Genomic DNA, 20,584 nt, shown 5'->3' on the forward strand with positions numbered 1-20,584 from the left:
GCTATTACAGGTCGCTCTCGTTAAAGCCGGTGTCGATATCGAGGTTGCTGCCGTCGGCCGCCGTGGTGGCGAGCTCATCGCAGCGCTCATTGAGCTCGTGGCCGGCGTGACCCTTAACCCAGATGAACTCAACCTTGTGCTTGCTTTTGGCGGTGAGTAGGCGCTCCCACAGGTCGCGGTTCTTGACGGGCTGCTTGTTGGCGGTTTTCCACCCGCGCTTTTTCCAGCCGTCGATCCAGTGCTTGTTAAAGGCGTTGACGACGTACTGCGAATCGGAATGGACTTCGACCTCGCAGGGGCGGTTGAGTGCCTCGAGCGCCACGATAACGGCCATGAGCTCCATGCGGTTGTTGGTGGTCTTGGCGTAGCCGCGCGAAAGCTCGGAGGTAAAGGTCTTGCCGGCGGGGTTGGTGTATTTGAGCACGGCGCCGTAGCCGCCGCGTCCCGGATTTGATCGGGCCGAGCCGTCGGTATAGATGATGACCTTCACGGGCTTCCTTTCTTTGAGTGCATTTCATGTGAGTGACCATTGTAGCGCCATGCCCGCCGGGGGCCAGCAATCTACGATTTCTACCCCGTCTTCCGACTGTTAGCTGGCATGGATGATGCGGTTGAGCTCGTCGAGGTATTGCTGCAAGAGGAGAGAGGGCTTGCGCTCGTCGTGCATGATGTAGCCAACGTGCATCGTTGGGGCGTCTGCTAACGGGATCGATGCCATACCCCATTGCATTTCATTGGAGAGGACTCCGGTCGACAGGGTGTAACCGTTCGACGTGATAAGTAAGTTGGTAAGTGTTCCGCGGTCCGAGATTCGTATGTTGCGGTCGCAAGGGATATAGCTAAAAGGTTCCTCGGCGTAATAGAAGGAGTTTGAGGTTCCCTGCTCAAAGCTGTAGCGCGTATAGGGCGCGAGGTCGGCAAGGGACAGCTGAGGGCGGCGTGCGAGCGGGTGGCGTTCGCTGACGAATACGTGGACCGTCGCGTCGAATAGGGGATGGAAGCTTGCGCGGGCATCGGCGAAGGCCTTCTGCAGAACGCGGGCGTTAAAGTCATCCAGATACAGAATGCCGATATCGCTGCGAAACGCACGGACGTCATCGATGATCTGCGATGTGGTGGTCTCGCGCATGATGAACTCGAACTTGCTGTCGCGGCAGCGCTCGACCACGTTGACAAAGGCCTCGACCGAAAAGGCGTAGTGCTGGGCGGAAATGGCGAGGCGGGCTTGCGGGGTGCCGCCGTCCTCGTAGCGTGCCTCGAGCATGTCGGCCTGCTCTACGACCTGGCGCGCATAGCCCAAAAGCTCGGTGCCGTCGTTGGTGAGCGTGACGCCGCGGCTGGAGCGCGTAAAGATCTCCAGATGGAGTTCCTGTTCCAGGCTTTTGACGGCGTTTGAGATGTTGGACTGAGCGGTATAGAGGCGCTGAGCTGCGGCGTTGATTGAGCCGGACTCTGCCACGGCGATCAGAAAACGAAGCTGCTGAAGGGTCATCGACGCCATCCTTTCGATAGTTATCTATAAAACAGATAACAAGTTAGCGCTTTTTAGTGATTGACCGAGGAAGACAATGCCCGTACTATTCAAAACACACAAAGGCGGTAGGTTATTAAGCCGACTACGGAATCGGGACGCGAAAGGAGGCCCGCATATGAATTGCTTACCAAGACGAATGCCGGGCTCCTGTTTGCGCCCGTCGGCGTGATCAGGAGACAGCGACTTACTTCTCTCTTTTTACTTACTTTCGTTCGATCAAGGAGATCATCATGAGCCAGTTCATCAACAACCCCGAGCACACCTTTGGTTTCGATACCCTGCAGCTGCACGTTGGCCAGGAGAGTGCCGATCCCGCATCCGACTCCCGTGCCGTGCCTATCTACCAGACCACGAGCTATGTGTTCCGCAACTCCCAGCACGCCGCCGACCGCTTTGGTCTTGCCGACGCCGGTAACATCTACGGCCGTCTGACCAACTCCACCCAGGGCGTCTTCGAGGACCGTATCGCCGCGCTCGAGGGCGGCGTGGCAGGTCTTGCCGTCGCCTCCGGCGCTGCTGCCATCACCTATACCCTGCAGGCTCTTGCCCAGGCTGGTGACCACGTGGTGGCTCAGAAGACCATCTACGGTGGCTCCTACAACCTGCTGGAGCATACGCTCTCCCAGTTTGGCGTCGAGACCACGTTTGTCGATGCCCATAACCTGGAAGAGGTTGAGGGTGCCATCAAGGACAGCACCACGGTCATCTATCTCGAGACGCTCGGCAACCCCAACTCCGACATCCCCAACATCGACGCCATCTCCGAGATTGCCAAGAAGCACGGTCTGCCGGTTGTCGTCGACAACACCTTCGGCACCCCGTATCTGTTCCGTCCGCTGGAGCACGGCGCCAACATCGTCGTCCACTCCGCAACCAAGTTCATCGGCGGCCACGGTACCTCGCTGGGCGGTGTGATCGTCGACGGCGGTAACTTCGATTGGAAGGCGAGTGGCAAGTACGCCCAGATCGCTGAGCCCAACCCCTCCTACCACGGCGTTTCGTTTGCCGAGGCTGCCGGTCCCGCCGCCTTCGCAACCTATGTCCGCGCCATCCTGCTGCGTGACGAGGGTGCCTGCATCAGCCCGTTCAACGCCTGGGTCCTGCTCCAGGGCACCGAGACTCTGTCGCTGCGCGTTGACCGTCATGTCGAGAATACCAAGAAGGTCGTTGAGTTCCTGACCGGTGACAGCCATGTTGCCAAGGTGAACCACCCGAGCCTGCCTGAGCACCCCGACCATGAGCTCTACAAGCAATATTTCCCCAACGGCGGTGCCTCGATCTTTACCTTTGAGATTAAGGGTGGCCAGGAGGCCGCCTGGAAGTTCATCGATCGTCTGCAGGTGTTTTCGCTGCTCGCCAACGTGGCCGACGTCAAGTCGCTCGTCGTGCACCCGGCTACCACCACGCACTCCCAGCTCTCTGCCGAGGAGCTCGCCGAGCAGAACATCACGCCCTCCACGATCCGTCTTTCCATTGGTACCGAGAACGCCGAGGATATCATTTGGGATCTGAAGCAGGCCTTCGCCGCGCTGGACGAGTAAGGCGACTTGTGCAAGGACCCCTTGCGACTCGATAGGTATAACTGCATAAAATGCCTGCTCAAGGCGCCTGCGCAAGCAATGGTTGCGCAGGCGTCTTTTTTGCATAGGAAGGGCGCTATTACAGGGTTTTTGGCATGCTTTATGCATTTGAGTTGTGGAAAACTCCTGTTGAGAGGATGTGAGTTTTACGCAATTGACGTGCACCTTTTGAGAAAAACCGCAGGTCGCGATTTGCTCGGGGTACTATGCAGCGCGATCGAATCACACGCAGCTTAAACGCAGCAAAAACGTACTACGGAGGTTTCCAGCTACATGAGGATCGATTCACGAAAACCGAAAGCCGCCGCCCTTTCCGCCGCTCTGACCGTGGCACTTTTGGCGGGCGCCGGCGCAACTGATGCCCACGCGACGACACTATCCGATACGGTCGGATCTACGTCGTCCGAGGCGACGCTGGTGCAGCCCGTCGACTACCGCGGCGACGGTTATGGCTCTATGCAGGAGTGGAACGCCTCGATGGGGGCAAAGCGCGATTCCCTGGAGATGCGCGCTCAGATCATTATGAATATGTATGGCGACTATGCTACCGATGACGAGCGCGCTGTGTTGCAGGGTTGCATCGACGGTGCGGGTAGCCTGTTGACGATGGGGGAGGTCGATGCCAAGTCGACCGAGCTCGACGAGCTGCGCACTGCGCTTGAGGATGCCAAGCGCGAAGCGCTCGAGGCTGCCGCGGCCGAAGCCGAGGCTGCTGAGGCCGCCCAGGCTTCGTACTACAACGCCGGTTACGCTCCGTCCTACGCGTCTGCCGCGTCCTACGCGAACGGATCGGGCCTGACGCGCTCTGCGGGTGTAAATAACTACAACGGGCGTCGTGAGACCTATTACAGCAGCAACGTGCTTTATCACTATCGCACGGGCGAATGGACTCAGGATTCTGAGGGCTTCTGGCGCGATTCCGACGGCTATTACGTTGTTGCTGCGGGCGATATGGCCCAGGGCTCGACCTTTACGGGCTCCAAGGGTGATTGCAAGGTCTATGACTCCGGCTGCGCTGCCGGAACCACCGACTACTACACCGGTTGGTAATGCAAAATAGGCACATGATGGGCGGGTGTCTTTACTGAGCTTTTGGGCAACGTAAAGCCGCCCGTTCTTTATGTGCGTTTGAGTTAACAGAGCCCTTACCGTGGCGGTACGCTGGGCGTATGGATGCGGGGCACACTAGTTCTTGAGAAATAAGGTCTTTCTCGTGGAGGAAGTGGTCTCATGAACGCTCGAGATATCGCTATCGCCGCCGTCGCATTGGTACTTGGCTGTCTTGGCCCTACAGCTGCGTTTGTCGCAGGCATGCAGGGCTCGTGCGGGGCTGCTCCTATTGTGGTCGGCGCGCTCATCGCAGCAGCGCTGCTGGGAAGTGCGGGCGTGACCCTTTGCCGCGATGACGAGGACGAGACGCCGCAGGTGCGGCGCTAGCCGTTGTGAAGCTGGTTTTGCCCATAGATGAAGAAGGAAGCCGCCGCAAGGGGAGTGCCCTTTGCGGCGGTTTTTGCTATTGAGACTGTTGGATGCGGTGCGGCGGCGTTACCAGCTGGCCTCGATTTCGCGGATGCGCGAATAGAGCCATTCGTTTTGCGGCACCTGGATACCGTGCTTGGCCGCGAGGCGGCAGATGGTACCCGCAAATTCCTCGACCTCGGTTCTGCGTTGAGCGATGCGGTCTTGCGCCATCGAGGGCATGCCGGCGGGATCGAGCCCTTTTATGAGACGCACCATCTGCGTTAGGTCTGCCTCGGTGAGCTCGATGCCCTCGGCATTGGCGACTGCAAGCGTCTCGCGCATGGCGGAGACAAAACTGCGGAGCTGCTCGGAGCCCTGCTCCGTAGCGCTTCCGTAGGTGCCGCCGTAGGCCATACAGGTCTGGTTGATGCCGTCGTTGAGCATGAGTTTGGCCCACATGCGATGTGCGATGTCGTGCTCGACGGTATGGGCGATGCCGCAACGCGTGTAGAGCTCGTCGATGGCGATAACGGTTGCGGGGTCGGTGCCCGCTGCCGCACCAAAGCGGATCTCGCCGGCATTGGTATAGGTGAGCTCCCCGTTGAGGAATACGGCGTCCATGCCCTGGCAGATACCAAGGACGGTGTGCTCCCAGCCAAAGCGCTCGGCAATCTTCTGCTCGCTCGTGATGCCGTTGCACAGCGACGCGATCAGCGTGTCGGGTCCCACGACGCTTTCCAGGGTTTTGAGCGCCACATCGAGCCCGGTTGTCTTGACCGTGAGGATGACCAGGTCGACGGGCGTCGCCTCGCTCGCGCGGACGGACTTGAGCGCGCAGGGCTTGCCGTTGACGGTGAGCGCATCGTTTGCGTGACGCTCAAAACGGGCGTCATCCATAACGTATTCGACGGCGTCATTGCCGAGGGCCTTGGCAATCATGCTGCCGTAGAGCAGGCCGACGCCGCCCTTGCCGATAAAGGCGATCTTGTTGATCTGCATGCGAATCATCTCCCCATATAAAAGGCGCCCGCGTAAGGGGCGCCTGATGGATTGTATGCCGCCGGACCATGCTGCGTGCACCGGATGGCCGTATTTGTTTGTTGCTCCTTTCATCGGGCTTTTTGCTGATGTTAAAGCGGTGTCATGACGGCTCGATTTCTGCTGCGTTACGATACGTTCTCGATTGCGATTCCACGATGTTTCGGTCGCGTGACCATTGTGTTTCGTCTTGCCGGGGCGCTGATGGCGAAAGGAGGGGCCGTGCAATACCGCGTTGACCCCAAAAGTGGTAACCGAATATCTGCTCTGGGTCTGGGCTGCATGAGATTTCCCGGTGCGCCGGGACACCCCGATGCGAAGACGGCCGATGCCATCATTTCCCGTGCGGTGGAACAGGGGATTAATTATCTGGATACTGCGTATCTTTATCCCGGTAACGAGGTGTGCGTGGGCGCCTCACTTGAGCGCTTGGGGCTGCGTGACCGGGTGTTGCTGGCGACTAAGTTGCCGCACGCTTCGTGCAAATGTGCGGAGGATTTCGACCGCTTTTTTGACGAGCAACTGCACCGTTTGCGGACCGACCATATCGACTACTACCTTATGCACAACATTACCTCGCCCGCCCAGTGGGAGCGCGTGGTGGCGTTGGGCATCGAGGGCTGGATTGCGCACCAAAAGGCTGCGGGGCGTATTCGCCAGATAGGTTTTTCGTACCACGGCAGTGCGGCGGACTTCCTCACGATGCTTGACGCGTATGACTGGGATTTTTGCCAGATCCAGTACAACTACGCTGGAGAGCGCTACCAAGCGGGAACGGCGGGACTCATGGCGGCTGCGGAGCGCGGGCTCGCGGTGTTTGTGATGGAGCCGCTGCTGGGCGGGCGTTTAGCGGGCAAGCTGCCGCCGCGGGCCCGCGCTGTGCTCGATGGCGCCCCTGACCCGCATTTGCGCACTCCTGCCGCCTGGGGCCTTTCGTGGGTGTGGAACCATCCTCAAGTCACGATGCTGCTTTCGGGCATGACCGATACCGCGCAGGTGGACGAGAACGCGGCATTGGCGGATCGCGCACTGCCGAATTCGATGACGACAGAGCAGCTCGATACCATCGCGCGTGTGCTGGGAGAGTTTGAGAAATCGAATCGCGTGCCCTGTACGGGCTGCGGCTACTGCATGCCGTGTCCCAAAGGCATCAATATCCCTGGGTGTTTCGCCGCCTACAACGCAAGCTATGCGCACGGCTGGTTTACGGGCCTGTCGCAGTATTTTACGGCGAGCGCGGTGCGGACGAGTGAGCCCAAGTTGGTGAGCAATTGCGTCAAATGCGGCAAATGCGCACGTCACTGCCCGCAGCACATCGATATTCCTGAGCGTCTCGACGATGTGCGCCGACGTTTCCAGCCTGGCCCCGTAACGGCCGCGCTTAAAGCCTTTTGCAAAACGCGTTCCTGATGCCCCTTTTATAAGTTGCGGTGGAATAGTTCCTGTTTGCGGCAGAATAGGGCATCGACAGGAACTATTTCACCGCAACTGATGAGGGGGAGCTGGAGATGCTGACGATTGGGTGTCATCTTTCGACGACGAAGGGCTATCGGGCGATGGGGGAGACGGCGCTATCCATTGGCGCCAACACCTTTGCATTCTTCACGCGCAACCCGCGCGGCGGCAAGGCGAAAGATCTTGACATGGATGACGTGGCGGCCCTGCGCGAGCTTATGGAGAAAAACGACTTTGGCCCGCTTGTGGCTCATGCCCCCTATACCTACAACCCCTGTTCTGCCAAAGAGCGGGCACGCGAGTTTGCCTTGGAGGCAATGGCCGAGGACTTGCAGCGTCTGGAAGCGCTGCCCGGCAACTACTACAACTTCCACCCCGGCGCGCATGTGGGGCAGGGGACTGATGCCGGCATTCAGATGATCGTCGACACCTTGTGTCAGGTGATGTTTGAGGGGCAGCAGACGACGGTGCTGCTCGAGACCATGGCGGGAAAGGGTACCGAGGTGGGCCGTAGCTTTGAAGAGCTGGCGCGCATTATCGAGGGTGCTGCCGCCAGGCGTCCAGAGCTATCGGACAAGCTGGGCGTGTGTCTGGACACCTGCCATGTGAGCGATGCCGGCTACGACATCATCCATGATCTGGACGGCGTACTCGACGAGTTCGACCGCGTGGTGGGTATCGACCGCTTGCGTGCCGTACACATCAACGATTCGAAGAACCCCAGTGGTGCCCATAAAGATCGTCACGAGTGCATCGGCAAGGGCTACCTTGGCAGCGAGGAGTTTGGCGGCGGCATGCAGGTTATGCAGAATATTGTATCGAATGGCCGCTTGCGCGCATTGCCATTCATTTTGGAGACACCGAACGAACTTGCAGGTTATGCGGCTGAAATCAAACTGTTAAGGTCATTGCAGCAGTAATGACTGTCATAAAGTGGAGTGTTCCATTCACGTTATGGGTTTGTTTCAATCAGTTTTCTAATTGCGGATTCTTCCAAACGGGCGCATAATATCCAACAGTTTTTGCAGACCTCTGAATCAAACGGGGTCACCGGAAGGAGACTGATTATGAAGCTGAAGAAGCTTGGCGCATTTGCCGCCACGGGCGCCATGGCACTCGCCCTCGCACTGACGGGCTGCGGCTCGTCCAACGCCACCTCTGGTTCTGATGCCGGTTCCAGCAGCTCTGACGACGCTAAGGTCGAGAAGGTCGACGGCTCCAAGGAGTACGCGCTCGTCAAGGACGGTACGCTGACCGTCGGCACCTCTGCCGAGTACGCTCCGTTTGAGTACAAGGATGACAACGGCGATTATCAGGGCTTTGACCTTGAGCTTATCAAGGCTATCGGCGACAAGCTGGGCCTGGATGTCGAGTACGTCAACAATGACTTTGACACGCTGGTTCCGGGTGTCGCTTCGGGCGCCAAGTATGACGTTTCCATCGCGGCTATCACCGACACGCCCGAGCGTGAGAAGGAAGTCACTTTCTCCGATTCCTACTACATGGACGATCAGGCTATCGTGACCAAGGTCGATAACACCGACATCACGGCCGACAACTACAGCGAGAAGCTCAACAACGCCGACGCTACCATCATCGTCCAGTCTGGATCGACCGCCGAGGCCTTTGCTCAGGAAAACTTCCCCAAGGCTAAGATCGTTCCCTACAAGGACGCCACCGAGTGCTTCAGCGCCCTGCAGTCCGATAAGGGCGATGCCGTAGTCACCAACCGCTCCGTTGCCAGCCAGCTGACCGCCGAGCAGTTCAACACCTGCCAGACCATCAAGCAGGTCAGCACCGGCGAGGAGTACGCCATCGCCATCAACCAGGGCAACACCAAGCTCAAGGACGACATCAACCAGGCCATCAAGGACCTGACCGACGACGGTACCGTTGACGCCCTCATGGCTAAGTACAACATCAAGTAAATTAATGCTTGATTGCGCGCGGGCCCTTTCCGTTTTGCGGAGAGGGCCTTTGCGCCTCTCTTGACGGAGAGCGTTTCCGTCTCGTTTTGTCGGCAACTTCTACGATAGGAGCCACCTTGTCTCGACTGAACAAAGGGGCCGCGGAGCAGCGTTTTTCACTGCCCGCCTTGCTCCAAAAGCTATCCTGCGTCATGGCCGTGGCGCTCGCGCTGGTGTGCGCGGGGGCATATGCGCCCACGACCGCCCAGGCGCTTGAGACCGCAAAGATTACTGCCCGACCCAACACCGGTTCGGGCAGCGCTGTGGTCGGCGGCACCGAGACGCGCATTACCTGGGAAGTTCAGGCCGATGCCGACGAGGAGCTGAGCGGTCTTTCGCTGACGTTTGTCGACGGCACGACGTTTGGTACCGATGACACGCGATTGACGATGCTCTCGGGCGAGGACCTCATGGATCGTACGCCCATGAAGCCCACGTGCAAGGCTGACGGCCAGACGCTCAAGATCGACTTTGGCGAGACGGCGCCTGCCGGAGGCTTTTTCCGTGTCGAGGTTTACGGCGTGACGTTTCCCGTCGAGGGCGGCGATGAGGCCTTCAGCGGCACCTATACGCTCGCCGACGGTTCGACCAAGAAGATTTCTAAGATTCCTTCCGTCGAGATTAAGGGCGTGACGGCATTCGATAACTTCCTGGCCGACCTTAAGGAGCAGCCGTGGGTCGAGGCATGGAATTCCAGCATGTTTCTTCGCCTGTTCCTGAACCCGGTCATTTTGGTCCAGAGCCTGCCGATCGTCTTCAAAGGCTTCCTCATGTCGCTCTCGATCGTGCTCGTGGCGTTTCCGCTGGCAATTCCCTTTGGCTTTGCCTTGTCGCTCATGCGCATCTCCAAGTCGCGCATCCTGCGTTGCCTTGCCGGCATCTATGTGAATATCATCCGCGGTACGCCGGCGTTCCTGCAGATCTACATCGCGTTCTTCGGTCTGCCGCTGGCCGGCGTCAAGGTTGACGACTATGTGCTGGGCGTCATCGTCATGGCCATGAACTCGTCCGCCTACCTGTGCGAGATCTTCCGCGCCGGTATTCAGTCGATCCCCAAGGGCCAGAACGAGGCCGCGCGCTCGCTGGGCATGAACGCCTTCCAGACGCTGCTCTACGTTATGATTCCGCAGACGTTCCGCAATGTCCTGCCTACGCTGACCAGTGAGTTCATCCTGCTTTACAAGGATACGTCGCTGCTCGCGGCCGTGGGCGTGGTCGAGATCGTCATGAACGCCCGTACCATCGTGGCCACGACGGGTTCCATTACGCCGTATGTGGTTGCCGCGCTGTTCTACCTGGTCATCACCCTGCCGCTTGCTCGCTTGGTGAGCGGTCTTGAGGCGAGGCTTCTGGGGACGGCCGAAACCAAGAAGAAGCGTCCCGCCAAGAGCGCTGGACAGGTCGTCGCGACGCCCGCCGACCACATCGCCGGTCTGTAAGGAGGTCCTATCATGAGCGAAACCAATAACTCGAACGAGGTCGTCGTCAGCATCAAGAACCTCCAGAAGGCCTTCGGCGATAACGTGGTCCTGCGCGATATCGATCTGGATGTGCACAAGGGCGAGGTCGTCGTAGTTCTGGGTCCCTCGGGCTCGGGTAAGTCGACGATGCTTCGCTGCATCAACCGTCTTGAGCATCCCACGAGTGGCTCGATTGTCGTTGAGGGTGTGGACGTGTGCGCCAAGGGCGTCGACCTTAACAAGGTGCGCACGCATCTGGGTATGGTGTTCCAGCAGTTCAATTTGTTCCCGCACCTGTCAGTCAAAAAGAACGTCATGCTTGCGCAGCAGAAGGTGCTCAAGCGCAGCAAGGAAGAGGCCGAGAAGATTGCCGTCGAGGAGCTGACCAAGGTCGGTCTTGCCGAGCGTATCGACTTTATGCCGAGCCAGCTCTCGGGCGGCCAGCAGCAGCGCGTTGCCATCGCCCGCGCCCTGTCGATGAATCCGCATGTGATGCTCTTTGATGAGGCCACGTCGGCGCTTGACCCCGAGCTTGTCCGCGACGTCCTTGGCGTCATGCGCGATCTCGCGCACGACGGCATGACCATGATCGTGGTGACGCACGAGATGGGCTTTGCCCGCGATGTCGCCGACCGCGTCGTCTTTATGGACGGTGGCGTTATCGTGGAAGAGGGTACGCCGAGCGAGGTCTTCGACCACCCCAAGAGCGAGCGCACCAAGGCGTTCTTGGGCAATATCTCGTAGCGGCGCGTCGAAATTGTCGATATAACAAACGGGGATCGGATAGTATCCGGCCCCCGTTTTTGTTTGGGCATGAGCGACTGTTGTTGTGCGGTGCTCGGCTGTTAGTTGCCTTGCGACTTTCTGGCGGCTTCGTTAGGCCAGCTCCGCTCCCAGGGCCTTGCAGGCCGCTTCGCCCTCATCGTCGGGGGCGTCGTAGCAAATGACGGAATCGACGACGTTGACACCTGCCTCGTCGGCGTCGGCCTTCCAGTTGTCCATCCACTCGCCCTCGGCCCACGAATAGGAGCCAAAGAGGACGACCTTCTTGTCACCGAGGGTTTCCTTGACTTCGTCCCACATCGGCTGGAACTCATCGTACTCGAGCTCCTCGGAGCCCATGGCGGGGCAGCCGAAGGCGAAGGCATCATATTCGGCGGCCTTGTCGGCAGAGAAGTCGGCGCAGGGAATGACCTCTGCCTCGGCGCCGGCACCGGTTGCGCCCTCGGCAACGAAGTTTGCCATGGCCTCGGTGTTGCCTGTACCGCTCCAGTAGACGACTGCGATCTTGTTCATATGTTTTCCTTTCGGTTGTGCGGCGTGCGGCCGCGTTTTGGATGCTCTATCGGGTTGCCTGGACAAGTTGTCCCAGAGTGCAGCCCTGTTGATAGATGTAGGTAAGGTATTGCGTGCATGCGCGATAGGAATCGAAGGTCGTGAGCGCCTGCTCAACGTTTGTGTATACCTTCCATGCGCCAAAGATCTTATAGTTTTCGCCGTGCTGGACGATAAACTGATGGACATCTTCGTAGGGATAGCCCAAAAAATAGCCGATTTCGTGGGGGAACTCGCACATGCACCCCGTATCGCAGTGCCTATTTCGCGCGAGTGCGCAGACGCTGCCGTCATAGGCACTTTCTGCGGCATTGCTGCTTGCCAGCGTGATACGCGCAGCGAGATGCACCAGGGATGCGGGCAGGTTGTGGACATCGTAACCTTCGGCGGCAAGCGCCGTCGTGGCGCGGGGGTCGGAGAGGTATCTCATGAGGTCCGCAGGGCGGTACACATAGATGAGCGCTCCGCAGGGGCGCCAGACCAAAACACTCAGGTGGATGCCGAGCGGGTCAAGCTCGCGATTGCACTGGGCGATAACGTTGAGCAGGCGCGCGCGGCGTTCTGCGATGGTTTCGGTTGTGGTCGAGCCGTCCCCGTGGGCGTAGGTGCCTGGATAGGTAAAGAGCGATGCCGGCTTGATGCCCGCGAGCGTGGGAGAGCAGTTGCGCACGACAGCCGTTTGGTATGTTGGGATGTCAATGGTTCGAGTCACGATGCTCCTTTCGGGTCCTCAGTTGTTAGCCTAGGAAAACTTATACACGAAAGTAAGCCATGGTCAACAAAAAAGTTTGAAGAGGGAAACTAATTGACCGAACAGACATGATTTTGGGTTAAGATGGGGACACCCCATGGGGGTATCTAGATAGTGCTACTTGAAAGGGGAGCGCATGAGTGACTTGCTCAACCCTGCGAATCTCATCGTGCTGGCCGTCATTGCCGTCGGCATGTTTTTTGGACTGCGTCGCATTGCCGCTTCGACACACGGGAAGAGTTGTTGCAGCGATGGTGCGAGCGGCAAGAAGGCCAAAAAGGTTGTTGTGGTGGATACCGATGCGTCACACTATCCCTATAGCGATGAGCTGCTCATCGGCGGCATGAGCTGTGAAGGCTGCGCTCAGAATGTAGCCAATGCCCTCAATGCGCTGGATGGTGTGTGGGCTACGGTAACGTACGCGGACCACACAGCGCGTGTGCGCTCCAAGCGGCCGATCAATCGCGGTGTCCTTGAGACTGCCGTGAGAGATGCGGGTTACTACGTCATGACGCTGTAAGCGTCGCTCTGGGTGCGCTTCCTTGGCTAGGCCCGTCCGCGCAGCTCGATGTCTTGGATGTCGTCGAAGTCGATGGCGATGTCTCGGAGCTTGAGGAGCTTGAAGGCGGGGAGCGCCTCGTCGAGGATGCCGGTGCGGCTGCGATAGCCGTATGTATCGTAATAGGTGACACGAACCAAGTCGCCACGTTTGAGACCCTCGAGTTTTTTAGAGAGCACGAGGGCTTTTTCTTCCGTGAGCTCACGTTTTGGCTCGACGGTGATTTCCTGCTTGCGCACGAGTTCGTAGTATCCCGTGAGGGCGGCAAAGGGCATAAACTGCGCGGCACGGCCGGCACGGACGGCGCCGTTGGCGGTGAGCTTGGGGTCGGCGGATCGACGTCTTCCCTCGGGGTCCGCTAGACGTTCAAAAGGCGTCGGTGGCCGCATCGGCTGTTGTTGGGACTTAGGCACGATGTCCTCCTACCTGATCGTTGCGTTCGCGCGCGGTGGCGCCGGCGGTAAAGCTTAATCCCTTGACGAGCGCGTTCTTGCCGTACTTGCCTTTCACGGCCAGGACGGCGCGCGCCAGGTCGCGCTCGCGCTCATCGGCCTCGATATCGCTGAACAGATCGATGGTGGCAAATTCCTCGGGCACAAGATTGCCAAATCCCAGGTTGATGCGCTTGACCGGTCGTTTGGGATCGACCGTTTGTGCCCAAAGGTCATCGAAATACCCCATGATTTTCTTAAACGAATTAGTGCGCTCGGGCAGCTTTCGCGAGGCGTTGGAGTGCGCAAAGAGTGCGGCATAGCCACCACGCGGTTTGCCGCCATGCTCTCCCACAAAGATGCCATCGATTGCCTGCGCTTCGCGCACCAGGCGACGCCTTTCGTCATCGCGCTGGACGGGCTTGGGAGCACGGGGCGCGAGCTCGGGGCCGTCGGTCGCTGCGGGCACGATGCCCGAGGTGCTCGAGCGCAAGTGTCCGCAGCCGTCTATATACTGCGCCGTGCCGCTGGCGTTGAGCCGGCGTATGTCGGCGCGCTCGCTCGCGTAGCCCACAAAGAGCGAGATGCTGTCGCAGACCACGTGCTTATCGACTAGATCCAACACGGCGTTGTCGACCATTTCGCGCAAGACGGTGTAGGCCTGCTCGTAGGCATAGCCCTTCGAGAGCACCTGTCCTGTGGTGGTCGAGGTCGCTTGCGGGCGATAGGCTTGGATATCGGCGATGGTTGTCGGCTCGCGCCCGAAGGCGTGGTCGATGAGATATTCGGCGTTGACGCCGAGTTCGTCGTAGAGCAGGTTCTCGTCGAGTGCGGCGACGCCCATCAGGTCGTAGACGCCGTATTTCTCGAGACGGGCCGCCACGCCGGGGCCGATGCCCCAGATGTCGGTGATGGGGCGATGGGGCCAGATCTCCTTGCGAAAGATCTCGTCGTCGAGTACGCCAATGCGGCTGGCTACGTGCTTGGCGGTGATGTCGAGCGCCACCTTGGCCTGGAATAGGTTGGGGCCGATACCGACCGTCGCCGTGATGCCGGTGCGCCCCAAGACCTCGTCGCGCAACATGCAGGCGAACCCTTCGGCATCGGTGTGATAAAGGTCCAGATAGGGCGTCACGTCGATAAAGCACTCATCGATGGAGTAGACGTGCACGTCCTGGGGGCTGACGTATTCCAGATAGACGCCGTAGATTTGCGCCGACACCTCCATGTAGTGTTGCATGCGCGGCACTGCTTTGATGTAGTCGATGCCGTCGGGAATCTCGAATAGACGGCAGCGGTTGTGTATCCCGAGGTCCTTCATGGTCTGCGTGATAGCGAGACAGATGGTCGTGCGTCCGCGCGATTCGTCGGCAACGACCAGGTTGGTGGTGAGCGGATCGAGCCCACGATCGACGCACTCGACGCTGGCATAAAACGTCTTGAGGTCGATGCAGATGTAGGTGTGCTGCTCGTGCTCCATCCGAGCCTCCCATCAAACACATGTTCTTATCGAATACCTGTTCGATAATACCTGCTCGACCGGACACCGTCAAAACCTGCCCCTTTTTGGCAGGTATGGTCGTGCGGCTGCATCGGGTTTTTAACGCAGCCCTAAAGAGTGCGTAACAGCTCGGAAAAGCTCGCTTCGTAGCATGAGGCTAACGATTGATACCACCATAAAGCACGGAAGGGTTGTGGGGATAATGGTCAACTATGGGTTTGGTATGCCGACGCGCTTGGTTGCGGATGGGGATGTGGCTCGCTGGTGCGGGCGATTGGTTGCCCACTATGGCGGCACCAAGGCACTGGTCGTGCTGGGAGGCGACAAGCGCACGCGTGATGAGCTCGTTTCGGCGGCGCTGGGCTCGGTTGATCGCGCCCTGCTCGAGCGCGTGCTTTTCCGCTGCGGCTCGGTTGAAGGCGACGGAGGAGACGAGCTGATCGACGAAGCCGTGGCCCTGGCGACCGACGAAGGCGTGGACTTTGTCTTGGCGATTGGCGATGCCGATACTGCCGGCTTTGCGCGCGAGCTCGCCCGTCGCATGGCGGCGCTCGATGTCGGCGAAGACGGTTTTGTCCCTTATGGATGTATCGTCTCGGAGGGCAAGGTGCCTGCCGTCGTGGGGGCCGGCGAGGTTCCCGTTTTTGCCATCATCGCGCCCGAACTGCTGGAGGGCATCGGGTCTCCTCTGCGTGAGTTGCTCGGTAGCGTCTGCGCTGCGGCCTAATATTTGGCATAAAGGGATAGGTTATTTTTGATTGGTAAAGCGTTTGACCTGCCAAATTAAACCTGTCCCTTTTTGGTCGGTTGCCGTTTGGGGGCCGATAGGCAACGCTCGCTGATTATAGTCTTGACCTGCGCTAGAATAGTGTCATCTGAATGTCCGGGCGCATGGAGGCGTGCGCCCGTATGCTGAGGAGGACTCTATGGCAACTGTTGCCGCACCTATCGATGCTACGTCGACTGCCGCTTGGAAGGCGCTCGAGGCCCATCAGGAGAAGCTCGAGGCCGAGGGTATCGACCTCAAGGCCTGGTTCGCCGCCGATGCCGAGCGCGTGAACAAGCTGAGCTTTGACGCCGGTGACCTGCACTTCGACCTGTCCAAGAACCTGGTGACTGATGAGACCGTCAAGCTGCTGTGCGATCTTGCCCGCGAGGTGAAGCTCGAGGAGCGCCGCGACGCCATGTTCTCCGGCGAGCACATCAACACCACCGAGGACCGCGCCGTCCTGCACACCGCGCTGCGCCGCCCGGCAAGCGAGAAGGGCCAGCTCATCGTCGACGGCCAGGACGTCGTCGCCGACGTGCACGAGGTTCTCGACCGCATGTATGCCTTCGCCGAGCGCGTGCGCTCCGGTGAGTGGAAGGGTGTTACCGGCAAAAAGATCGAGCACCTGGTGTCCATCGGCATCGGCGGCTCCGATCTGGGCCCGGTCATGGCCTACGAGGCCCTGCGTCCCTACGCCGACGCCGGTATTGACTGCCGCTACATCTCCAACATCGACCCCAACGATCAGGCAGAGAAGCTCAAGGGCCTCGATCCCGAGACCACGCTCGTGATTATCGTCTCCAAGACTTTCACCACGCTCGAGACCCTCACCAACGCTCGTGAGGTCAAGACCTGGATGCTCGAGCAGCTCAAGGCTCAGGGTGCCATCGACGGCTCCGATGAGCAGAACGCCGAGGCCGTGGCCAAGCACTTTGTCGCCGTTTCCACCGCGCTCGAAAAGGTCGAGGCCTTCGGTATCGACCCCGCCAACGCCTTCGGTTTTTGGAACTGGGTCGGCGGCCGCTATTCCGTCGACTCCGCCGTGGGTCTGTCGCTGATCGTCGTGCTCGGCCCCGAGCGCTTCCAGCAGTTCCTTGAGGGCTTCCACGCCATCGACGAGTACTTCTGCAACACCCCGCTCGAGAACAACGCCGTCGCGCTGATGGGCCTGCTCAACGTCTGGTACGTCAACTTCTTCGGTTCCAAGAGCCACGCCGTGCTGCCGTACTGCCAGTATCTGCACCGCTTCCCGGCCTACCTGCAACAGCTCACCATGGAGTCCAACGGCAAGCACGTCCGCTGGGACGGCAGCGCTGTGACCTCCGATACCGGTGAGATCTTCTGGGGCGAGCCCGGTACCAACGGTCAGCACGCCTTCTACCAGCTGCTGCACCAGGGCACCGTGGTGGTCCCGGCCGACTTTATCGCTTTCGCCAACACTGCCAACCCCGCAACCGACAGCGGCCAGGACGTCCACGAGCTGTTCCTGGGCAACTTCCTGGCCCAGACCAAGGCGCTCGCCTTTGGTAAGACGGCCGACGAGGTTCGTGCCGAGGGCACGCCCGAGCAGATCGTCCCGGCCCGCTGCTTTGAGGGCAACCGTCCGACGACCTCGATCTTCGGCGACACGCTGACCCCGTTCGCACTCGGCGAGCTCATCGCCCTGTACGAGCACATCACGTTTGTCGAGGGCACGGTCTGGGGCATCGACTCCTACGACCAGTGGGGCGTCGAGCTGGGCAAGCAGCTTGCCAAGCAGATCACCCCGGCCTTCCACGACGACGCTGCCAAGGCCGAGCAGGACGCTTCGACCCAGGCGCTCATCGAGTTCTACCGCGCTCACCGCAAGTAGTTTTTACGGCCGAGTTGGCTTATGGCTGAAAGGGGCCCGTATCCGTTGGGATACGGGCCCTTGCTATTTGGATAGGATGGAATGTATCGGGAGGCGCCTCGACGGGCATCGCAATCGTCGAAGGCGCGCCGTTCATGTTCGGGACAATATGACTTTTTACCCGTTGCAGACAGAGCCGCCGTGGGTGTTCTGTATGATGGCTCAGACAAGGTTGTTCAATGATAGGGAGGCATATATGGCAATCAAAGCCATCGCAATGGATATCGACGGTACACTCACCAACGACCAAAAGGTCATCAGCCCGCGTACGTGCGAGAAGCTGCTCGCTGCGCAGGAGTCGGGCATTAAGCTCATCTTGGCTTCGGGTCGTCCTGCATGGGGGCTGCACGCCTTGGCGCAGGAGCTCGACCTTCAAAACCATGATGGTCTGCTAGTTGCCTTTAATGGCGCGCACGTGGTCGACGCTCAGACCGATGAGGTCCTATTTGATCAGGCCATGCCGGCTGACGAACTGCACCGTCTGATTGATCATCTGCGCAATTTCGACGTGATTCCTATGATTTCGCTCGGTCGCGATTTGCACGTCGAGGACTCGTACCATTGCATGATCACGCTGCCTGACGGCTTGCGGAAGAATATCGTCAAGTATGAGCGCGATGCGTGCGATCTTAAGATTCGCGAGGTCGAGAGCCTGCATGAGGTCGTGGACACTTATCCCGTGGACAAGCTGCTGACGGCGGGTGATCCGACCTACCTGCAGGCGCATTACGAGGAGATGTATGCGCCCTTTACCCAGACGCTTTCGGGCATGTTTACGGCCGACTGGTACTTTGAGTACACGGCGCCCGGTATCGACAAAGCCCGTGCGCTCGAGGGTGCCCTGCCCAAGCTCGGTATCGATGCCAGCGAGGTCGTCTCGTTTGGCGACGGCCAGAACGACAAGTCCATGATTGAGTGGGCCGGCACCGGTGTTGCCATGGGCAACGCCGTCGATGAGGTTAAGGCAGTTGCCCAGATGGTAACCGCCAATAACAACGAAGACGGTATTGCAGTGGCGCTGGATAAGCTGCTGGGCTAGAATCGCCGATAATGTATGGTTCGGGCGCCTGCTTACAGGCGCCCTTTTGTTAGGGAGGGTGCCGTGTCCGCATTTCCGTTCGATGCCGTTATCTTTGACATGGACGGCGTCATTGTCGATACCGAGTATTACTACCTGGGCGAGACTGCCGCGTTTGCCAAGGAGCTTGGGTTGAATCTGACCCAAGAGGAGTTGAACGGGCAGGTTGGTACCTCACATCAGTTCTTCCTGCATATGCTGGTCGATTGGTTTGAGCGCGCCGGTAAAGGGCACTTCACTGGCGAGGAAGCATTGGCCCGTTGGGACGAGTGGGCGCATAAGCGTCCGCGTGACTACCAGGCTTTGATTAACCCGGGCGCTGTGGATACGATTCGCGAGCTGCCGCGCCGCGGCGTTCGCGTGGCGCTTGCCAGCTCGTCTCCCATGGATAGCATCGAGGAAGTACTCAATGCATGCGGGCTGTCGGATGCCTTTGAGTATGTGGTGAGCGGAGAGCAGTTTAAGGAGAGCAAGCCCGAGCCCGACATCTACCTGCATGCGCTGGACCTGTTGGGGCTGCCTGCGGTCCGTTGCTGCTGCGTTGAGGATTCGGTGCCTGGCATCACTGCCGGTAAGCGTGCCGGCCTGACGGTCATTGCCAAGCGCGAGGAGCGCTTTGGCTTTAGCCAGGATGCCGCGGACAAGATCATCGACCAGCTGCCGGAGCTGCTCACGCTTTCTTAGGAGCGCGGTAGTTGCGCGTTTTTCGGGTCTGATGAGTAAATAGCCGACATTTTGGTGCGACACCTAGCATACTTTAAGCTAATGCGGGCTTAAGGACTTGTTGAATGCCCCTAAGTCCGTTTTAGGCTTAATTGTGCTTGGAGAGGGTATATGCCACCGACTGAAGGGCTAACTGACGGTAAAGCAGCGATACCGCTGTACCAACAGGTTATCGATATCATCAAAAACGAAATCAACTCCGGTGCCTACAAGGCAGGTGCGCGGATACCCAACGAATTCGAATTGGCTGAGAGCTATAAAGTTGGCCGCGTTACCGTGCGACGCGCTATTGAGGAGCTCGTCCAACAGGGCTATCTAACGAAGCGACAGGGGAAAGGCACGTTTGTCAATGCCCCCAAGCTCAAGCGCAAGATTCGCCAGAAGGATGACGTCCAGAGTTTTTCGGACGCATGCCGCGTTAACGGAATGGAACCGGGGGCGCGTGTCATTTCGAGAAAGATGCTGCCGGCGGATTCCACCGAAGCACAGTTCTTTGGTGTTCCCGTTGGAACTGACTTGATCTGCGTTGAGCGCGTGCGTACTGCCGATGGCGTCCCTGTCATGCTCGAGAACAACATATATGTTTACGAGGACAACGCCTATCTATCAACGGCACCTCTATCTAACCAATCCATTTTTGAGTTCGTGCGCAACCTGACGGGCCGCACGCCCGCGTTTACCGACCCATGCACGCTTGAGATCGCGTGTGCGTCGCCCGAGGTCGCTCGGTTGTTGGCAGTTCCCGTTGGCGAACCCTTGTTTTATATGGAAGCCTTCTTTTTCGATGAGCAGCGGCGGCCGTTTATCATCGGTCGTCAGCGGATCGTTGGGTCTCGCTACGTTTTTGACATCTAGGACATTGCGTATGAAAGCGCCCGGTGGATCATCTCACCGGGCGTTTCCATACCGTTCACGGCGCAAACGCAACCGTTCAACCGCGTTGCGGCAATCAGTTTGAAATTATCTTGATGGCGAGAAAAGCTGCTGGTAACCTATAGAACGTCATAGAACGTTTGCCTTGTGCAAACGTTGAAGCGAGATGCGATGCAGT

The 20,584-nt window shown here is 59.0% G+C and carries 21 protein-coding genes; 14 read left to right on the forward strand and 7 right to left on the reverse strand.

What is annotated here, in order from left to right; all coding sequences use genetic code 11:
- Positions 1 to 4: 4 nt before the first annotated feature.
- Both rnhA and DW112_RS07085 read right to left on the reverse strand, forming a co-directional pair.
- The gene (gene rnhA, locus DW112_RS07080) at positions 5 to 490 is read right to left on the reverse strand and encodes a ribonuclease HI (protein ID WP_117564440.1); all 486 of its coding nucleotides are present in this window, start codon (positions 488 to 490) and stop codon (positions 5 to 7) included.
- Between the two features lie 99 nt (positions 491 to 589).
- Positions 590 to 1,492: a LysR family transcriptional regulator gene (locus DW112_RS07085; protein ID WP_117735794.1), complete on the reverse strand. Its 903-nt coding sequence runs from the start codon at positions 1,490 to 1,492 to the stop codon at positions 590 to 592.
- A gap of 272 nt (positions 1,493 to 1,764) precedes the next feature.
- Here DW112_RS07085 and DW112_RS07090 point away from each other — a divergent pair, with 272 nt between their 5' ends.
- The 3 genes from DW112_RS07090 (at position 1,765) to DW112_RS07100 (ending at position 4,551) form a co-directional block, all read left to right on the forward strand.
- The gene (locus tag DW112_RS07090) at positions 1,765 to 3,075 is read left to right on the forward strand and encodes an O-acetylhomoserine aminocarboxypropyltransferase/cysteine synthase family protein (protein ID WP_118328637.1); all 1,311 of its coding nucleotides are present in this window, start codon (positions 1,765 to 1,767) and stop codon (positions 3,073 to 3,075) included.
- A 312-nt stretch (positions 3,076 to 3,387) separates the two neighbouring features.
- Positions 3,388 to 4,164, forward strand: a complete 777-nt coding sequence (locus DW112_RS07095; RefSeq protein WP_118328638.1) for a hypothetical protein — start codon at positions 3,388 to 3,390, stop codon at positions 4,162 to 4,164.
- Between the two features lie 180 nt (positions 4,165 to 4,344).
- Entirely contained in the window at positions 4,345 to 4,551 is a 207-nt protein-coding gene (locus DW112_RS07100) for a hypothetical protein (protein ID WP_117564436.1), read from the forward strand.
- 108 nt (positions 4,552 to 4,659) lie between these two features.
- On the opposite strand, the gene DW112_RS07105 is transcribed toward DW112_RS07100, so the two are convergent.
- On the reverse strand, positions 4,660 to 5,574 hold the full coding sequence (locus tag DW112_RS07105) for a ketopantoate reductase family protein (protein ID WP_233545883.1): 915 nt from the start codon (positions 5,572 to 5,574) through the stop codon (positions 4,660 to 4,662).
- A gap of 261 nt (positions 5,575 to 5,835) precedes the next feature.
- Between DW112_RS07105 and DW112_RS07110 the strand changes: the two genes are divergently transcribed.
- The 5 genes from DW112_RS07110 to DW112_RS07130 all read left to right on the forward strand — a co-directional run bounded on the left by DW112_RS07110 (position 5,836) and on the right by DW112_RS07130 (position 11,239).
- Entirely contained in the window at positions 5,836 to 7,023 is a 1,188-nt protein-coding gene (locus DW112_RS07110; RefSeq protein ID WP_118270146.1) for an aldo/keto reductase, read from the forward strand.
- Between the two features lie 98 nt (positions 7,024 to 7,121).
- Positions 7,122 to 7,988, forward strand: a complete 867-nt coding sequence (locus DW112_RS07115; RefSeq protein WP_117716548.1) for a deoxyribonuclease IV — start codon at positions 7,122 to 7,124, stop codon at positions 7,986 to 7,988.
- A gap of 147 nt (positions 7,989 to 8,135) precedes the next feature.
- A complete protein-coding gene (locus DW112_RS07120) occupies positions 8,136 to 8,996 on the forward strand; it encodes an ABC transporter substrate-binding protein (protein WP_117629739.1) in 861 nt (286 codons plus the stop codon).
- A 116-nt stretch (positions 8,997 to 9,112) separates the two neighbouring features.
- Positions 9,113 to 10,474: an ABC transporter permease subunit gene (locus DW112_RS07125; protein ID WP_233545884.1), complete on the forward strand. Its 1,362-nt coding sequence runs from the start codon at positions 9,113 to 9,115 to the stop codon at positions 10,472 to 10,474.
- Between the two features lie 12 nt (positions 10,475 to 10,486).
- Positions 10,487 to 11,239, forward strand: a complete 753-nt coding sequence (locus tag DW112_RS07130; RefSeq protein ID WP_006234381.1) for an amino acid ABC transporter ATP-binding protein — start codon at positions 10,487 to 10,489, stop codon at positions 11,237 to 11,239.
- A 132-nt stretch (positions 11,240 to 11,371) separates the two neighbouring features.
- Here the strand turns inward: DW112_RS07130 and DW112_RS07135 are convergent, their stop codons facing one another.
- Positions 11,372 to 11,791, reverse strand: a complete 420-nt coding sequence (locus DW112_RS07135; protein ID WP_118328640.1) for a flavodoxin — start codon at positions 11,789 to 11,791, stop codon at positions 11,372 to 11,374.
- 46 nt (positions 11,792 to 11,837) lie between these two features.
- Complete coding sequence (locus DW112_RS07140; protein ID WP_158571737.1) at positions 11,838 to 12,542, reverse strand: DUF3793 family protein; 705 nt, start codon at positions 12,540 to 12,542, stop codon at positions 11,838 to 11,840.
- Between the two features lie 175 nt (positions 12,543 to 12,717).
- Between DW112_RS07140 and DW112_RS07145 the strand changes: the two genes are divergently transcribed.
- Complete coding sequence (locus DW112_RS07145) at positions 12,718 to 13,101, forward strand: heavy-metal-associated domain-containing protein (protein WP_089573009.1); 384 nt, start codon at positions 12,718 to 12,720, stop codon at positions 13,099 to 13,101.
- Positions 13,102 to 13,127: 26 nt separating this feature from the next.
- Here DW112_RS07145 and DW112_RS07150 read toward each other — a convergent pair whose 3' ends face one another.
- Entirely contained in the window at positions 13,128 to 13,553 is a 426-nt protein-coding gene (locus DW112_RS07150; RefSeq protein WP_233502866.1) for a hypothetical protein, read from the reverse strand.
- The gene (locus DW112_RS07155; protein ID WP_118328642.1) at positions 13,546 to 15,051 is read right to left on the reverse strand and encodes a DNA repair protein; all 1,506 of its coding nucleotides are present in this window, start codon (positions 15,049 to 15,051) and stop codon (positions 13,546 to 13,548) included. Before DW112_RS07155 ends, DW112_RS07150 begins: the two co-directional genes overlap by 8 nt.
- Positions 15,052 to 15,274: 223 nt before the next feature.
- Between DW112_RS07155 and DW112_RS07160 the strand changes: the two genes are divergently transcribed.
- From DW112_RS07160 to DW112_RS07180, 5 genes are all read left to right on the forward strand, one after another.
- Complete coding sequence (locus DW112_RS07160; protein ID WP_158571738.1) at positions 15,275 to 15,799, forward strand: iron-containing alcohol dehydrogenase; 525 nt, start codon at positions 15,275 to 15,277, stop codon at positions 15,797 to 15,799.
- Between the two features lie 199 nt (positions 15,800 to 15,998).
- Positions 15,999 to 17,693: a glucose-6-phosphate isomerase gene (gene pgi / locus DW112_RS07165; protein WP_117564424.1), complete on the forward strand. Its 1,695-nt coding sequence runs from the start codon at positions 15,999 to 16,001 to the stop codon at positions 17,691 to 17,693.
- Between the two features lie 235 nt (positions 17,694 to 17,928).
- On the forward strand, positions 17,929 to 18,771 hold the full coding sequence (locus DW112_RS07170) for a Cof-type HAD-IIB family hydrolase (RefSeq protein WP_199411569.1): 843 nt from the start codon (positions 17,929 to 17,931) through the stop codon (positions 18,769 to 18,771).
- A gap of 63 nt (positions 18,772 to 18,834) precedes the next feature.
- Positions 18,835 to 19,494 (forward strand): HAD family hydrolase, encoded by a 660-nt coding sequence (locus DW112_RS07175; RefSeq protein WP_369833170.1) that lies wholly within the window; start codon positions 18,835 to 18,837, stop codon positions 19,492 to 19,494.
- A 150-nt stretch (positions 19,495 to 19,644) separates the two neighbouring features.
- Entirely contained in the window at positions 19,645 to 20,388 is a 744-nt protein-coding gene (locus DW112_RS07180; RefSeq protein ID WP_117716558.1) for a GntR family transcriptional regulator, read from the forward strand.
- Positions 20,389 to 20,584: the final 196 nt, after the last annotated feature.

The organism is Collinsella sp. AM09-41 (genome assembly GCF_003473245.1).
Lineage (GTDB): Bacteria > Actinomycetota > Coriobacteriia > Coriobacteriales > Coriobacteriaceae > Collinsella.

What these genes read in the sequence shown, in the direction of transcription:
- DW112_RS07085 (WP_117735794.1), bottom strand. Translation starts at nt 1,492, where the DNA reads ATGACCCTTCAGCAGCTTCGTTTTCTGATCGCCGTGGCAGAGTCCGGC.
- DW112_RS07090 (WP_118328637.1), top strand. Translation starts at nt 1,765, where the DNA reads ATGAGCCAGTTCATCAACAACCCCGAGCACACCTTTGGTTTCGATACC.
- DW112_RS07095 (WP_118328638.1), top strand. Translation starts at nt 3,388, where the DNA reads ATGAGGATCGATTCACGAAAACCGAAAGCCGCCGCCCTTTCCGCCGCT.
- DW112_RS07100 (WP_117564436.1), top strand. Translation starts at nt 4,345, where the DNA reads ATGAACGCTCGAGATATCGCTATCGCCGCCGTCGCATTGGTACTTGGC.
- DW112_RS07105 (WP_233545883.1), bottom strand. Translation starts at nt 5,574, where the DNA reads ATGCAGATCAACAAGATCGCCTTTATCGGCAAGGGCGGCGTCGGCCTG.
- DW112_RS07115 (WP_117716548.1), top strand. Translation starts at nt 7,122, where the DNA reads ATGCTGACGATTGGGTGTCATCTTTCGACGACGAAGGGCTATCGGGCG.
- DW112_RS07120 (WP_117629739.1), top strand. Translation starts at nt 8,136, where the DNA reads ATGAAGCTGAAGAAGCTTGGCGCATTTGCCGCCACGGGCGCCATGGCA.
- DW112_RS07130 (WP_006234381.1), top strand. Translation starts at nt 10,487, where the DNA reads ATGAGCGAAACCAATAACTCGAACGAGGTCGTCGTCAGCATCAAGAAC.
- DW112_RS07135 (WP_118328640.1), bottom strand. Translation starts at nt 11,791, where the DNA reads ATGAACAAGATCGCAGTCGTCTACTGGAGCGGTACAGGCAACACCGAG.
- DW112_RS07145 (WP_089573009.1), top strand. Translation starts at nt 12,718, where the DNA reads ATGAGTGACTTGCTCAACCCTGCGAATCTCATCGTGCTGGCCGTCATT.
- DW112_RS07155 (WP_118328642.1), bottom strand. Translation starts at nt 15,051, where the DNA reads ATGGAGCACGAGCAGCACACCTACATCTGCATCGACCTCAAGACGTTT.
- DW112_RS07160 (WP_158571738.1), top strand. Translation starts at nt 15,275, where the DNA reads ATGGTCAACTATGGGTTTGGTATGCCGACGCGCTTGGTTGCGGATGGG.
- pgi (WP_117564424.1), top strand. Translation starts at nt 15,999, where the DNA reads ATGGCAACTGTTGCCGCACCTATCGATGCTACGTCGACTGCCGCTTGG.
- DW112_RS07170 (WP_199411569.1), top strand. Translation starts at nt 17,929, where the DNA reads ATGGCAATCAAAGCCATCGCAATGGATATCGACGGTACACTCACCAAC.
- DW112_RS07180 (WP_117716558.1), top strand. Translation starts at nt 19,645, where the DNA reads ATGCCACCGACTGAAGGGCTAACTGACGGTAAAGCAGCGATACCGCTG.